General features: G+C 77.0%; 14 protein-coding genes. 5 read left to right on the forward strand and 9 right to left on the reverse strand.

Features of this window, described 5'->3' with window-relative positions:
* Positions 1 to 78 precede the first annotated feature (78 nt).
* A complete protein-coding gene (locus LY71_RS07950; protein WP_245887757.1) occupies positions 79 to 915 on the forward strand; it encodes a PaaX family transcriptional regulator in 837 nt (278 codons plus the stop codon).
* Positions 916 to 926: 11 nt separating this feature from the next.
* On the opposite strand, the gene LY71_RS07955 is transcribed toward LY71_RS07950, so the two are convergent.
* The gene (locus LY71_RS07955) at positions 927 to 1,331 is read right to left on the reverse strand and encodes a RidA family protein (protein ID WP_106276411.1); all 405 of its coding nucleotides are present in this window, start codon (positions 1,329 to 1,331) and stop codon (positions 927 to 929) included.
* Positions 1,328 to 2,086 carry an SDR family NAD(P)-dependent oxidoreductase gene (locus LY71_RS07960; RefSeq protein ID WP_106276412.1) on the reverse strand — a complete coding sequence of 253 codons (759 nt, stop codon included), beginning with the start codon at positions 2,084 to 2,086 and terminating at the stop codon, positions 1,328 to 1,330. The genes LY71_RS07955 and LY71_RS07960 overlap by 4 nt, the downstream gene beginning before the upstream one ends.
* A gap of 80 nt (positions 2,087 to 2,166) precedes the next feature.
* Between LY71_RS07960 and LY71_RS07965 the strand changes: the two genes are divergently transcribed.
* Together LY71_RS07965 and LY71_RS07970 are read left to right on the forward strand one after the other, a co-directional pair.
* Positions 2,167 to 2,964 (forward strand): enoyl-CoA hydratase-related protein, encoded by a 798-nt coding sequence (locus tag LY71_RS07965; protein ID WP_106276413.1) that lies wholly within the window; start codon positions 2,167 to 2,169, stop codon positions 2,962 to 2,964.
* Between the two features lie 70 nt (positions 2,965 to 3,034).
* Complete coding sequence (locus LY71_RS07970) at positions 3,035 to 3,895, forward strand: amidohydrolase family protein (RefSeq protein WP_106276414.1); 861 nt, start codon at positions 3,035 to 3,037, stop codon at positions 3,893 to 3,895.
* Between the two features lie 13 nt (positions 3,896 to 3,908).
* Here LY71_RS07970 and LY71_RS07975 read toward each other — a convergent pair whose 3' ends face one another.
* The 6 genes from LY71_RS07975 to LY71_RS08000 are packed head-to-tail and all read right to left on the reverse strand — an operon-like array spanning position 3,909 to position 11,922.
* Positions 3,909 to 4,625 carry a maleylpyruvate isomerase family mycothiol-dependent enzyme gene (locus LY71_RS07975; protein ID WP_106276415.1) on the reverse strand — a complete coding sequence of 239 codons (717 nt, stop codon included), beginning with the start codon at positions 4,623 to 4,625 and terminating at the stop codon, positions 3,909 to 3,911.
* On the reverse strand, positions 4,622 to 5,464 hold the full coding sequence (locus LY71_RS07980) for a fumarylacetoacetate hydrolase family protein (RefSeq protein ID WP_106276416.1): 843 nt from the start codon (positions 5,462 to 5,464) through the stop codon (positions 4,622 to 4,624). Before LY71_RS07980 ends, LY71_RS07975 begins: the two co-directional genes overlap by 4 nt.
* Positions 5,461 to 6,600, reverse strand: coding sequence for a cupin domain-containing protein (locus LY71_RS07985; protein ID WP_106276417.1), 1,140 nt, complete (start codon positions 6,598 to 6,600; stop codon positions 5,461 to 5,463). The genes LY71_RS07980 and LY71_RS07985 overlap by 4 nt, the downstream gene beginning before the upstream one ends.
* Complete coding sequence (locus LY71_RS07990; protein WP_211297201.1) at positions 6,597 to 8,288, reverse strand: (2,3-dihydroxybenzoyl)adenylate synthase; 1,692 nt, start codon at positions 8,286 to 8,288, stop codon at positions 6,597 to 6,599. Before LY71_RS07990 ends, LY71_RS07985 begins: the two co-directional genes overlap by 4 nt.
* Entirely contained in the window at positions 8,285 to 10,333 is a 2,049-nt protein-coding gene (locus LY71_RS07995) for an acetate--CoA ligase family protein (protein WP_106276418.1), read from the reverse strand. The genes LY71_RS07990 and LY71_RS07995 overlap by 4 nt, the downstream gene beginning before the upstream one ends.
* On the reverse strand, positions 10,330 to 11,922 hold the full coding sequence (locus LY71_RS08000) for an FAD-dependent monooxygenase (protein WP_106276419.1): 1,593 nt from the start codon (positions 11,920 to 11,922) through the stop codon (positions 10,330 to 10,332). The genes LY71_RS07995 and LY71_RS08000 overlap by 4 nt, the downstream gene beginning before the upstream one ends.
* A 118-nt stretch (positions 11,923 to 12,040) precedes the next feature.
* On the opposite strand from LY71_RS08000, the gene LY71_RS08005 reads away from it, so the two are divergent.
* The gene (locus LY71_RS08005) at positions 12,041 to 12,844 is read left to right on the forward strand and encodes a PaaX family transcriptional regulator (RefSeq protein WP_106276420.1); all 804 of its coding nucleotides are present in this window, start codon (positions 12,041 to 12,043) and stop codon (positions 12,842 to 12,844) included.
* Between the two features lie 31 nt (positions 12,845 to 12,875).
* Positions 12,876 to 13,280 carry a hypothetical protein gene (locus LY71_RS08010; protein ID WP_106276421.1) on the forward strand — a complete coding sequence of 135 codons (405 nt, stop codon included), beginning with the start codon at positions 12,876 to 12,878 and terminating at the stop codon, positions 13,278 to 13,280.
* Positions 13,281 to 13,293: 13 nt separating this feature from the next.
* Here the strand turns inward: LY71_RS08010 and LY71_RS08015 are convergent, their stop codons facing one another.
* Positions 13,294 to 13,917, reverse strand: a complete 624-nt coding sequence (locus LY71_RS08015; protein WP_106276422.1) for a TetR/AcrR family transcriptional regulator — start codon at positions 13,915 to 13,917, stop codon at positions 13,294 to 13,296.
* Positions 13,918 to 13,948: the final 31 nt, after the last annotated feature.

Here is a 13,948-nt window from a genome sequence, read left to right on the forward strand (position 1 = left end):
CCCTGCGCCTCAGTATGGCGTCGCTCTGACGGGAGTCAAGGTCGCGGCATACCGGTCCCGGGTCCGTATCGTGTCGCCGTGACCGCCGCCGTCCCCGCCGACGTGGCCGCCGCGGCGGCGCCGCAGCCGCGGCAGCTGGTGGTGACCCTCTACGGCCTCTACGCCCGGGAGCACGGCGGCTGGCTCTCGGTGGCGGCGCTGGTGCGGCTGATGGCGGCCCTCGGTGTCGACGAGCCCGCCGTCCGCTCGACGGTGTCGCGGCTCAAGCGGCGCGGGTGGCTCGAGGCCCGCCGGGAGGGGGACGTCGCCGGCTACGCGCTCACCAACGCCGCCCGCGAGGTGCTGGCCGAGGGCGACGCCCGGATCTTCGGCCGCCGCCGGGCCGGGACCGACGACGGCTGGCTGCTGGTGGTGTTCTCCGTGCCGGAGTCCGAGCGGGAGCGGCGGCACCGGCTGCGCTCGGAGCTGACCCGGCTGGGTTTCGGCACGGTGGCGCCCGGGGTGTGGATCGCCCCGGCGCACCTGGCCGGGGAGGCCGAGGAGGTGCTGCGCCGCCGGGACCTCGACGGCTACGTGGAGCTGTTCACCCGGGCGCGGGTGCCCGGCGGCGCCGCGCGCGAGTCGGTGGCCCGCTGGTGGGACCTCGACGCGCTGCACGAGCGCTACGCCGTCTTCCTCGACCGGCACGCCGGCGTGGCGGCCGGCCGCGGGCGCCCGGACCCGGCGCGCGCGTTCGCCGACTACGTCCGGCTGCTCACCGACTGGCGGGCGCTGCCGTACGCCGACCCGGGGCTGCCGCTGGACCTGCTGCCCGCCGACTGGAACGGCGTGCGCGCCGCGGACCTCTTCGCCCGGCTGCGCGAGCGGCTGGCCGGCCCCGCCGCCGAGCAGGCGGCCCGGCTCGTCGCCGGCTGACGACCCGCGGGTCAGGCGGGCAGGACGGCGGTGCCCTGGACCTCGACCAGCGCCTCGTCGTCCCACAGCCGGGCCACGCCGATGCCGGCCATCGCCGGGTAGTCGGCACCCACCAGGCGGCGCCACACCCGGCCGATGTCGCGGGCCTGCGCGCGGTAGTCGGCCAGGTCGACGGCGTAGACGGTGAGCGAGGCGAGGTCGCCCGGCTGCCCGCCGGCCGCCCGCAGCGCGGTCAGCAGGTTGCCCAGCGCCCGTTCGAACTGCGCGACGACGCCGTCCCCGACGATCCGGCCGTCGGCGTCCATCGCGGTCTGCCCGGCGAGGAACACCACGCGTCCCGGACCGGCCACGACGGCGTGCGCGAAGCCCGACGGCCGGGCCAGCTCCGGCGGGTCCACCCGCTCGAGTCCGCTCACGACTGCACCGACCCCCCGTCCACGTTGATCCCCTGCCCGGTCACCGCGGCGCTGGCCACGCAGAGCAGCACGGCGTCGGCGACCTCCTCCGGGTCGACCAGCCGGCCGATCGGCTGGCGCCGGGCCAGCGCCTCCCGGGCCTGCTCGGCGGTGCGCCCGGTCGTCTCGCTGATGGTGGCGACCGTGCGGTCGGTCATCGGGGTGTCGACGTAGCCGGGGCAGACCGCGTTGACCGTGACCCCGCGGCCGGCCACCTCGGCGGCCGCGGACCGCACCAGCCCGAGCAGGCCGTGCTTGCTGGCGGTGTAGGCGGCGACGTAGGGGTCGCCGCGCTTGGCGGCCACGGACGCCACCGCCACCACGCGGCCCCACCCGGCGTCGACCATGCCCGGCAGCGCCCGGCGCAGCAGCCGGAAGGGCGCGGTCAGGTTGAGCTCGAGCATCCGGGCCCAGTCCTCGTCGGAGGTGCGGGCCAGCGGCGCGGCCACCCCGGCGCCCGCGTTGAGCACCAGCACCTCCACCGGGCCGTCCCACTCCCGCTCCACCCGGCCGACGACGTCGTCCGCGGCGCCCGGCGCGGTCAGGTCGGCCGGGACGACGAGCGAGGGGCCGGGCAGCCCGCCGGCGACCGCCTGGAGCTCGTCGCCGCTGCGTGCAGTGAGCGCCACGGCGTGCCCCTCCGCGGCCAGCCGGCGGGCGACGGCGGCACCGATCCCGCGCCCCGCGCCGGTGACCAGGCAGCGGCGGGCGGGCACGGCCGGAGCTTGCCACCGCCGCGTGACGACCGTCAACATGACGACATACCCCACCGGACGCGACGAAGGGTCCCGAGCAGATGAAGCCCGAGGAGTTCACCGACATCCGCTACGAGGTGGAGGAGGACGACCACGCGGTCATCACCATCGACCGGCAGGAGCGGATGAACAGCTTCCGCGGGCGCACGGTGGACGAGCTGATCTCGGCGTTCAAGCACGCCTGGGCCGACCACCGGGTGGGCTCGGTGATCCTCACCGCGGCCGGCGAGCGCGCCTTCTGCACCGGGGGCGACGTCAAGGAGCGCGCCGAGACCGGCGGCTACGGCGAGACGGAGTGGGGCACGTTCGAGATCGAGCGGCTGCACCGGATCATCCGCGACATCCCCAAGCCGGTCATCGCCGCGGTCAACGGCATCGCCATCGGCGGCGGCCACGTGCTGCACGTGCTGTGCGACCTCACCGTCGCCTGCGAGGAGGCCACCTTCGCCCAGGCCGGCCCGCGGGTGGGCTCCTTCGACGCGGGCTTCGGCTCGGCGTACCTGGCCCGGGTGGTGGGGGAGAAGCGGGCCCGCCAGATCTGGTTCCTGCTCGACCGCTACGACGCCGCGACCGCCGAGCGCTGGGGGCTGGTCAACGCGGTGGTCCCGCGCGAGCAGCTGCTCGACACCGCCCGCGGGTGGGCGCGCACGATCGGCTCCTACTCGCCCACGGCGCTGCGCTTCCTCAAGCACTCCTTCAACGCCGACTCCGACCACCTCTCGGGCATCTCCCACCTGGCCTTCGACGGGCTGGCCCAGTTCGCGGTCAGCGAGGAGGGCATGGAGGGCGCGCAGGCGTTCGCCGAGAAGCGGCCGCCGGACTTCCGCCGCTTCCGCTGAGCGGCGCTCGGCCGCCGACGGGCTACACCCGGCCTTGACCGGAGGCGCCGGGGTGTAGAACATCGCAGGCGTGCTCGACGGACACGTCCTGGTGGACGCGCACGTGCACGTGCCCACGCTGACCTCGCTGGCGCCGGCGTGGGTCGACTGGGCGCGGCAGTTCGGCCGGCCCGGGGTGCTGGAGGAGGTCTGGCGCGCCGACGGCACGCCCGACCCGGAGGTGCTCGACCGGCTGTTCGCCGAGGAGGGCGTCGACGTCGCCCTGCTGTTCTGCGAGTACAGCCCCAAGGCCACCGGCTACCAGCTCTTCGACGACCTGCTGCCGCTGGTCGAGGCCAACCCGCGGCGGTTCCGGCCGGTGGCCAACGTCAACCCGCACCTGCACTTCCCGATCGCCCGGGAGCTCGAGCGCCAGCTCGACCTGGGCGCGGCAGCGCTGAAGATCCACCCGGTGCACGGCGGCTTCCGCGCCGACGACGCGGCGATGTACCCGGCCTACGCGGTGCTCGTCGAGCGCGGCGTCCCGCTGGTGGTGCACTGCGGCACGAGCAGCTTCCCGGGGTCGACCAACGCCTACGCCGACCCGCAGCTGCTCGACGCCGTCCTGCGCGACTTCCCCGACCTGCACGTGGTGCTCGCCCACGGCGGCCGCGGCTGGTGGTACGACGCCGCGGCCTTCCTCGCGGTGTCGCGGCCGAACGTCTGGATCGAGCTGTCCGGGCTGCCGCCCAAGCGGCTGCCGGAGTACTACGCCCGCTTCGACCTCGGCCGGCTCGCCCGCAAGTGGATCTACGGCACCGACTGGCCCGGGGTGCCCGGGCAGGCCGCCAACGCCCGCGCCGTCGCCTCCCTCGGCCTGCCCGACGACGTCGTCCCGCTCGTGCTCGGCGGCAACGCGCTGCGGGTGTACTCCGGGCTCGACCCGGCCTGACCCGCCTGACCGGTCAGAGCCAGGGCGGCAGCTCCGGGACGGCGCCCGACGGCGACCGCACCTCGGCTCCCGGCCGGCCGGTGAGCCAGGCGGCGAGGGCGGGCAGCGGGCCGCGCACCTCGGGAGGCTCGCCCCGCCCGGACACCGTCCAGGTCTGCCCGCCGTCGTCGGCGACGAGGCGCAGCGCGGGCTGGTCGCCGGTCGAGCGCCGGGCGACGACGTCGTCGACCAGCGCGCGGAGGAAGTCCCGGGGCAGGGCGGCGACGCCGACCGCCGGGTCGAGGTCGACCGCGTGCACCATCACCTCCCGCGCGCGCAGCCACGGGATCTCGCTCGCCGGGACGGTGCGGCCCTGGGCGGTGCGCACGGGCCGCGACCACTGCTCGCCGGTCAGCGCGTCGAGGGCGGCGGCGAGCCGGTCGGCGGACTCCCGCACCCACCGCCGCAGCTCCTCCGCCGGCCGCTGCGCGCCCGCCCGGATGTCGCGGTCGCGCTGCTCCGGCGAGGCGTACATCGGCGTCTCCTCGCCGGTGGCGGCCCAGTGCGCGAGGTTGAGCAGCGCCTCGGCGTTGGCGGCCACGTGCGACACCAGGTGCCGGCCGGTCCAGCCCGGCAGCGCGGTGGGGCCGGACAGGGCGTCGTCCCCGGTGCGGTCGAGGACACCGAGCAGGAGGTCGGTGCCCTCCGCCACCCAGCGCCGGGCGGCGGGGAGGTCGCGGCCGGCCGTCATGCCACCGGGTCGGCGACGACGCGGTTCTCGCACCGGCCCAGGCCGCCGATCTCCGTGGTCAGCGTCTGGCCCACCTGCAGGTAGCGGGGCGGCGTGCGGGCGTGGCCGACGCCGCCCGGCGTGCCGGTGGCGATGACGTCGCCCGGCCGCAGCGTCGCCGGCGTCGAGACGTACTCGACGAGGGCCACCGGGTCGAACAGCAGGTCGCCGGTGCTGTCCTCCTGCACCGTCTCGCCGTCGACCCGCGTGCTGATCGGCAGCACCGGGCGGACGCCGCCGGGCAGCTCGTCAGGCGTGACCAGGTGGGGGCCCAGCGGGGTGGTGGCCTCCCAGGTCTTGCCCTGCAGCCACTCCCGGGTGCGGAACTGCCAGTCGCGGCAGGTCACGTCGTTGAGCACCGCGAAGCCGGCGATCGCCCGCTCGGCGTCGGCGCCGCGGGCGCGCCGGACGGGGGCGCCGATGACCACGGCGAGCTCGCCCTCCCAGTCGAGGGCGTCGGTCTCCGGCGGCCGGACGACGTCGTCGGTGGCCCCGACGAGGGCGTCGGCGTACTTGGCGAACAGCGTCGGGTGCTCGGGCAGGTCGCGGCCCATCTCGAGGATGTGGTTCCGGTAGTTGAGGCCGACGCACACCACCTTGCCGGGGCGGGGGACGACCGGCGCGAACGCCGCGCCGCGGAGGTGCGTGGCGGGCTCGCTCGCCGCCGCGGCGCGCTCCGCCCAGCCGGGGTCGGCGAGGAGCTCGCCGAGGTCGGCGGCGCCCAGGTCGAGGAGCTGGTCGTCCTTCACCCGGACGGCGCGGGTGGTGCCCTCGAGGGTGCGGACGGTCGCCAGCCTCACCCGGACACCTCGACCCGGTCGAGGTGCAGGGCCTCGAGGACGGGGGTGTCGCTGAACCGGAAGAGGTCGAGCGCGCCGGAGTCGGAGTCCGACGTGCCGGCCTCGGAGCGCACCGACAGCGGCTGCCAGGAGGGGACGACGAACAGGTCGCCGCGCCCCACCCGCCAGGAGGCGTCGCCGACGGTGACCGTGCCGCTGCCGTCGAACACCTGGAACACCGAGGACCCGGCCTCGCGGCGCGGCGCGGTCTCCGTCCCCCGCCGCACGCGGTGCACCTCCGCGCGGATGGTCGGCAGCACGTCGCCGCCGGTGGTCGGGTTGGTGTAGCGGACGGCCGCGTGACCGGGCTCCACCACGCCGGTGTGCCCCTCGGCCTCGAGTTCCAGCTGGTCGGCCAGCGCGGCGTCGGTGTCGGCCCAGCGGTAGTTGAGCAGCGGGGTCCCCGGGGTGGCGCCGGGCGCGGACACCGGGCGCAGGCCGGGGTGGCCCCACAGCCGCTCGGAGCGGGAGCGCTCCGGCGTGGTCCGCTCCTGCTCGCTGACGGTCTCGCGGCCGAACTCGAAGAACTGCGACTCGGCGGTGTACTGGAACGGGATGTCCAGGCCGTCGATCCAGGCCATCGGGCGGTCGGCGGCGTTGTGGTGGGCGTGCCAGTTCCAGCCGGCCTGCGGCAGGAAGTCGCCGCGCCGCATCGGCACCGGGTCGCGGCCGACCACGGTCCACACGCCCTCGCCCTCCACGACGAACCGGAAGGCGTGCTGGGTGTGCCGGTGCTCGGGGGCGTCCTCGCCGGGCATCAGGTACTGGATCGCCGCCCACAGCGTCGGGGTGGCGTACGGCTTGCCGCCCAGCGCCGGGTTGGCCAGCGCGATCGCCCGCCGCTCCCCGCCCCGGCCGACCGGGACGAGGTGCCCCGCCCGGTCGGCGAGCTCGAGCAGGTGCTGCCAGCGCCACACGTGCGGCACCGCCCGCGAGCGGGGGTGCACCGGCATGAGGTCGCCGATCTCGGTCCACAGCGGGACCAGCAGCTCGCGCTCGAACCCGCGGTAGAGCTGCTCGAGCTCCGGTGTCGGGGTGGGCTGGCCGGGGGCGTCGACGGCGGTGAGCGAGACCGGGGAGCTCAGCTGCTGGGTCATGACGGGGCGTCCTCTCGTGCGGCGAGGCGCCGGGCGACGTCGTCCCGGAGCGCCTTCTTGTCGATCTTCCCGACCGTGGTGGTGCGCAGCTCCTCGACGACCTCGAGGCGCTCGGGCCACGTGTACGTCGCCACGCCGGCGGTCGCCAGGGCCGCCCGGACGTCGTCCAGGGTGAGGGTGGTGCCGGGCCGGAGCACGGCGTAGAGGCAGACCCGCTCGCCGAGCACCGGGTCGGGCATCGCGACGGCGGCGACGTGGGCGACCTGCGGCAGCAGCCGGTAGGCGAGGTTCTCGACCTCCTCGGCGCTGATCTTCTCGCCGCCGCGGTTGATCATGTCCTTGTCGCGGCCCTCGACGACCAGGTTGCCGTCGGGACGCCGGCGCACCACGTCGCCGCTGCGGTACCAGCCGTCGGCGGTGAAGGCGCGGGCGTTCTGCTCGGGGGCCCGGTAGTAGCCGCGCGGCGTGTAGGGACCGCGGGTGAGCAGGGCGCCCGGCGTGCCGTCGGGGACGTCCCGGTCGAGCTCGTCGACCACGCGGACCTCGTCACCCTCGCTCAGCGGCCGGCCCTGGGTGGTGCAGACGACGTCGTCGGGGTCGTCGAGACGGGTGTAGTTGAGCAGCCCCTCGGCCATCCCGAAGACCTGCTGCAGGGTGCAGCCGAGCACCGGGCGGACGGTGCGGGCCACCTCGTCGGCGAGCCGGGCGCCGCCGACCTGCAGCAGCCGCAGCGAGCGGACCGGGCCGGCGCCGTGCTCGGCCGCGTGGGCCAGCCACCGCTGCGCCACCGCCGGCACCGCCGCGGTCACGGTGACGCCCTCGGCGGCGATCGTGGCGAAGGCGCGCTCGGGCTCGGGGGAGGCCAGCACGACCACCCGCCCGCCGGCGAGCAGGGTGCCGAGGATCCCGGGGCAGGCCAGCGGGAAGTTGTGCGACGCGGGCAGGCTCACCAGGTAGACGGTGTCCGGGCCCAGGCCGCACAGCCGCGCGCTGGCCCGCGCGTTGTAGGCGTAGTCGTCGTGGGTCCGGGCGATGAGCTTGGGCAGGCCGGTCGTGCCGCCGGAGAGCAGGAAGACGGCGACCGACCGGCTGGGCGGCTGGTCGGCGTCCCACCGCGCGCGGACCGCGGCGGGGTCCTCGGGCTCGGCGCACAGGGCGGTCAGGTCCACCTGGCCGGGGCGGCGCGCGTCGCCGACGACCAGCACCTGCCCGAGGGTGTCCGACCCCGCGCGCAGCTGGTCGGCCATCGCCGCGTGGTCGAACCCGCGCAGGGTGCCCGGCACGGCGAGGGCGGCGGCCCCGCTGTGCCCGACGAGGTGGGAGAGCTCGTGCTGCCGGTGCGCCGGCAGCGCCATGACCGGCACGACGCCGGCCCGCAGGCACGCCAGGGTGAGGACGACGAACTGCCAGCAGTTGGGCAGCTGCACGACGACCCGGTCGCCCCGGACCAGGCCCAGCTCGTCGACGAGCCGGCCGGCCAGCGCGTCGGCCCGCGCGGCCAGCGACCGGTGGGTCAGCCGGACGTCGCCGTCGACGAGGGCCACGGCGTCGGGGTGCGCGTCGGCCGCGGCGAGCAGCTCCGCGCCCAGCGCGACCCCGCGCCACCAGCCCCTCTCCGTGTAGGCGCGGGCGAGGTCGTCGGGCCAGGGGACGGTGCCCTCGGCGATCGGCGGGACGGCGCGGGTCACGGGGCGGCCTCCTTCGTCGTCAGGGTGAGGACGGCGTCGAGGGCGAGCAGCCCGTCGGCGGTGACGCGCAGCGGGTTGACCTCGACGCCGTCGATCCCGGGGGAGGCGACGAGCAGGTCGCCGAGAGCTGCGAGCACCGCGCCGAGGGCCGCGCGGTCGGCGACCGGGCCGCCGCGGAAGCCGTCGAGCAGGGCCCGGCCGGCCAGGCCGTCGGCGAGGGCGGCGGCCTCCTGGGCGCCCACCGGCGCCGGGGTGACGGCGACGTCGGCCAGCGCCTCGGCCACGACGCCGCCGAGGCCGACCAGCACCACCGGCCCGAAGACCGGGTCGCGCGACGCCCCCGCGACGAGGTCGACCCCGGGCGGCGCCATCGACTCGACGAGGAACCGGGCGGCGCCGACCGCCTCCAGCGCGTCGAGCGCCGCGTCGAGGTCGGCGGCGTCCCGGACGCCGAGGTGCACCCCGCCGACGTCGGACTTGTGGGTCACCGCGGCGTCGAGCAGCTTGACCGCGAGCGGCCCGGGCAGCTCGGCCAGCGCCCGGTGCGCCTCCGCGCGGTCGGCGCAGGCCCGGCGGGGCGGGGTGGCGATGCCGAGCCGACCGAGCAGGGTCTTGGCCTCGTCCTCGTCGAGGTCGCGGCTCGGGACGGGGACCTGTCGGGGAGGGGGCGCGGTGCCGCGGGCCGCCCTCCGGGCCTGCGCCCGGGCGTCGTCCACCAGCGCGGTGACCGCGACGGTCAGCGCCGTGGGGCCGTCGAGGGCGGGCACGCCGAGCCCGCGCAGCGCCTGCCGCTGCGGCCCGACCTGCTCGGGCGGCCCGCCCAGGCCCACCACGGCCGGCGCCCCGGCGAGCTGCGCCACGGCCGCCGGCAGGTCGAGCACGTCGGGCTCGGCGAGGGCGTAGACGCTGACCAGGTCGACCGCGGGGTCGGCCGCGACGGTGGCCAGGACCCGGCCGAAGACCGGGTCGGGCCGGCCGGTGTCCACGGGGTTGGCCTGGTACGTCAGCGGCGGCAGCAGCCCCGACAGCGCGGCCCGCGTCCCGCCGGTCAGCGGGGGCACCGGGACGCCCCGGCCGCGGAGCCCGTCGACGTGCAGGAGTCCCGGTCCGGCCTGGGCGGTGACCACGCCCACGCCGGGGTCCGCGCACGCCGGCAGCCGGAGGGCCGAGAGCGCGGTCACCGCGTCGACGAGCTGCCGCTCGTCGTCGACCAGGACGGCGCCGGCGGCCCGCAGCGCCGCGCGGGTGGTCCGCCACGAGGTGGCCAGCGCGCCGGTGTGCGAGCGCGCGAAGTCGGCGACGTCGGTGCGGCCGACGACGAGGGCGACGACCGGGACGCGGGCGGTCGCCGCGCGCACGGCGGCCACCAGGGCCGGCCCGTCGGTCACCGACTCGACGTGCAGCGCCACCGCCCGGGTGCCGTCGTCGGCGGCCAGGTGGGCCAGCACGTCGGCGGCGGTGACGCCGGCCGCGTTGCCCAGGCCCACGGCGAGGGAGACACCGACCCCGGCCGCGGCCAGCAGGAAGGTCAGCGCGTGGTTGACCCCGCCGCTGGCGGCGACGACCGCGACCGGTCCGGCCGGCACGGCGGCCACGCCGGGGACGAAGGAGGCGGTCAGCCCGCGCGCGGGGACGAGGAAGCCCGAGGTGTTGGGACCGAGCAGGGCCACACCGGCGTCGCGGGCGGCGGCCACCAGCGCGTCCTGGTGGTCGCCGCCCTCGCCGCCGGCCTCGGCGTAGCCGCCGGAGCAGACCAGCGCCGCCCGCACGCCGGCGCGGGCCGCGTCGGCCAGCGCGCGGGCGGACACGGCCGCGGGCACGCACAGGACCGCGAGGTCGATCGGGTCGGGGGAGGCCGCGGCGGCCTCGGCCACGGTGGCGAACCGCCCGGCCGCCGGGTCGGCGTCGCGGGCGTTGACCCCGACCACCGTCCCGGGGAAGCGGCCCAGCGAGCGGGCCATGACCGCGCCCAGCTTGCCCGGGTCGCGGGAGGCGCCGACGACGGCGACCCCGCGGGGCGCGAACAGGGGCCGCAGGTCGCTCACGCGGTCGCCTCCCCGGCCGGGGCGGCCACCAGGTCGGCGCGGCCGGAGAGCACCGCGGTGACGGCGACGTCGTCGGCGAGCGCGGGGTCGGCGTCCTCGACCAGCAGGGCCGGCGTCCCGTGCTCCAGCCGGGCCGCCTCGCAGAGCAGGCGGCGGGTCAGCGGGGTGCCGCCGGAGACGGCGACCAGCGCGGTGCCGTCCGCGGCGGCCTTCGCCACGGCGTCGAGGGCCGGCGGGAGCGCGTCCTCGGTGCCGGGGGCGGTCACCGCCAGGCCCCAGGAGCCGCCGGCGTCGGCCGGTCCGGTCCGCAGCGGCAGGTCACCGCCGGGCAGCTGCACCCCGCCGTGGCCGAGGACGACGCGCCGGCCGGGCAGCTGCCGGCCGGCGATCTCGATCGGGCTGTCCAGCGGCTCGGCGCCGTGGACCTCGCGCCAGCGCCGGTGCACCGACGCCACGAACGACGCGTCGCGGCGCTGCAGCTTGGCGTCGGTCAGGCTGCGGGTGAGGAAGTGGTAGGCGAACTGCCACGGCGGCAGTGTGTCGTGCGAGCGGCCGAAGGTCTCCCACCACGACAGGCTCGGCCGGGCCGACCCCTGGATCTTGGCGACCTGCGGCTGCCGGACGGCCTCGTAGGCCGCCAGCGCCGCGTCGACGTCGTCCCCGTGCTCGTCGAGCGCCGCGACGAGGGCGACGGCGTCCTCCATCGCCATCTTCGTGCCGGACCCGACGGAGAAGTGCGCGGTGTGCGCCGAGTCCCCGAGCAGCGCGATGGCGGTGCCGCCGACGCGGTGCCGCCAGCGCCGCGCCCGCCGGGTGCGGAAGTTGCCCCACCGCGAGTTGTTGACCAGCAGCGGGTGCCCGTCGATCTGCTCGGCGAACAGCCGCTGCAGGTAGTCGCGGGTCTTCTCGTCGCTGGCTCCCGGCGGTTGGGTGACGTCGAACTCGTCGAGCCCGGCCGCCCGCCAGGACGCCTCGTCGGTCTCCACGATGAACGTGGAGACGCCGGTGCCGATGGGGTAGCCGTGGACGGCGAAGACCCCGTGCTCGCCGCGCTCGTGGACGAAGGTCAGCCCCTCGAACGGGTACGTGGTGCCCAGCCAGACGAACTTCGCGGTCGCGGTCTCCTCGCTGGGCCCGAAGACGTCGGGGAACAGTCCGCGCAGCCGGGAGTGGGCGCCGTCGGCGGCGACGACGAGGTCGTAGCCGGCGGCCAGCAGAGTCTCGGGGTCGACCTCCGTGGCGAAGCGGACGTCGACCCCCGCCTCGGCGGCGTGCTCCTGCATGAGGCGCAGCAGGGTCCGGCGCTCGACGGCGGCCATCCCGTTGCCGCCGCACCGGAAGCGCTCGCCGTGCAGCCGCACCTCGATGGGGTCCCAGTGCACGCCGTGCTCGGTGAGCGCCGTGCGCAGCACCGGGTCGGCGGCGTGGATCTGCTCGAGCGTGGCGTCGGAGAAGACGACACCGAAGCCGAAGGTGTCCTCGGCGCGGTTGCGCTCGAAGACGGTCACCTCGCGGGTGAGCTTCCCGGTCCGGGCCAGGGTGGCGGCGAACAGTCCTCCCGGACCGCCGCCCACGACCGCGATGCGCATGCGGGGCTCCCGGTGCTCTCGTGTGTCACCCTGGCGTCGGCTGACGTCGAGGATGACACAATCGATGGGGGCAGGCCAGGGTCGCCCAGCAGCGGACGGGAGAGGGGCCGGGAGAGGGATGAGGCCGCGATCGATCGTCTTCGACCTGTTCGGTGACTCCCTGCGCTACCACGGCGGCGAGGCCCCCACCCGGGCGCTGGTCGACCTGCTGGGGGTCTTCGACGTCGGCGAGCCGACCGCGCGCGTCGTCCTGGCCCGCATGCGCACGGAGGGCTGGTTCACGACGCGGCGCGAAGGGCGGCAGGCCGTCTACGCGCTGACCGACCGGACCTGGCGCGTGCTCGACGAGGGGCGCACCCGGATCTTCGAGCGGGCCGGGGAGCCCTGGGACGGCCAGTGGCGGATGGTGATCTACGCGGTCCCCGAGCAGGACCGGGCGGAGCGGGAGCGGCTGCGCCGGACGCTGTCCTGGCTGGGCTTCGGGCCGCTGGCGACGGCGACCTGGATCAGCCCGCACGAGCGCCTCGCGGAGGTGGAGCGCGCGCTGCCCGACACGTCGGCCCGGCTGGACCTGCTGACCTGCCGCTCGCGCGACCGGGCGACCGACCGGGACATGGTGGGGCGCTGCTGGGACCTCGGGGAGCTCGGCCGCGACTACCGGGACCTGGTCGCCCGGCTGTCGGCGATGCCCCCCGCGGCGGAGCTCGCGACCCTGCCCGGCCCCGACGCCCTGCGGCTGCGCACCGAGCTCGTCTCCGGCTACCGGCACTTCCCCTTCCGCGACCCCGACCTGCCCGCCGAGCTGCTGCCGGAGGACTGGCCCGGTCGTCGCGCGCACGAGCTCTTCGTCGCCGCGCACGAGGCGCTCGCCGAGCCCGCCGACGCCTTCGTGACCGCCGTGCTGGACCGCCACGGGTCCTGACGGCGGGTCCGCGGCCCTACGCTCCGGCGGCGTGTCGCACCGGTGGACGCTCGCGACGGTCTCCTCGGTCCAGCTCGCCGCCCAGGCCGTCGGTCACGTCGTCGCGCTGCGGCGGCGCCGGTACTACGACGTCCCGTTCCTGACGGGCAGCCCGGAGCACCTGGTGCGGGACTGGCTGTGGTTCGGCACGGCCTACAGCGCGCCGCCCTACCTGCTCGGGCCGCAGCTCTGGGCCACCGCCCGGCTCCTGCGCGCGGACGACGACCGCGCCCGCCGGGTGCTCCGCCGGCTGGGCACCGGGCTGGCGGTGGGCTACCTGAGCGAGCGGTGCAGCCGTGTCCGGGTCCGCGCCGGCGGGTTCGACCCCGTGGAGACGCCGGTCGTGGTGGCGGGGTGGGGTGGCGCGCTGGCGCTCGCCGTCCTCGCGCGCCGCTGACGCGGGACACGGGTCATGTCCACGTCGTGGCGGCGAGGCGGTGCCGCAGTCCGGTGAGCAGGGCGGCCAGTCCGATCTCGAAGGCCTCGTCGGCCCGGCGCGGTCCGCCCGGGGCCGCGCGCAGCGCCTCGTCCAGGGCGGGGAGCTCGCCGTCGCCGTCCCGCCACACGGCCTCCGGGGCCGCGAGGTCCAGCGCCGCGCCCAGCGCGTAGCTGTCGAGCACGCTGATCCAGAGCAGCACCTCGCGGGCCGGGACGCCGGCCTCCCGCAGGAGGGTCGCGACCCGGTCGTAGCCGCGCAGCACCGGGCCGCCGGTCATCGTGTTCTCGGTCAGCAGCGGGATCAGCCGGGGGTGGCGGGCGAGCGCGTCGCGGTAGGAGCGCATCCAGTCGGCCAGCTGTCCGTCCCAGTCGGTCCCGTCCAGCGGGGGGAGGCGCATGCCGGCCAGCACGACCCGCTCGCGCAGCGCCTCAATGACCGCCCCGCGGCCGCTCAGGTGGTGGTAGACGGCCGACGCGCTGGTGCCCAGGCGCGCGGCCAGGTCGGCCATCGTCAGCCGGCCGGTCTCGTCCACGCAGGCCAGGGACGCGTCGACGATCGTGTCGACGTCGAGCAGCCGCCTGCGGCGCTGGACCACGTCCGGCCTCCCTTCTCCTCGGCTCCCGAGC

The sequence above is a fragment of the Geodermatophilus tzadiensis genome (genome assembly GCF_003002915.1).
Taxonomy (GTDB): Bacteria; Actinomycetota; Actinomycetes; order Mycobacteriales; family Geodermatophilaceae; genus Geodermatophilus; species Geodermatophilus tzadiensis.

What these genes read in the sequence shown, in the direction of transcription:
- LY71_RS07965 (WP_106276413.1), top strand. Translation starts at nt 2,167, where the DNA reads ATGAAGCCCGAGGAGTTCACCGACATCCGCTACGAGGTGGAGGAGGAC.
- LY71_RS07975 (WP_106276415.1), bottom strand. Translation starts at nt 4,625, where the DNA reads ATGACGGCCGGCCGCGACCTCCCCGCCGCCCGGCGCTGGGTGGCGGAG.
- LY71_RS07985 (WP_106276417.1), bottom strand. Translation starts at nt 6,600, where the DNA reads ATGACCCAGCAGCTGAGCTCCCCGGTCTCGCTCACCGCCGTCGACGCC.
- LY71_RS08000 (WP_106276419.1), bottom strand. Translation starts at nt 11,922, where the DNA reads ATGCGCATCGCGGTCGTGGGCGGCGGTCCGGGAGGACTGTTCGCCGCC.
- LY71_RS08005 (WP_106276420.1), top strand. Translation starts at nt 12,041, where the DNA reads ATGAGGCCGCGATCGATCGTCTTCGACCTGTTCGGTGACTCCCTGCGC.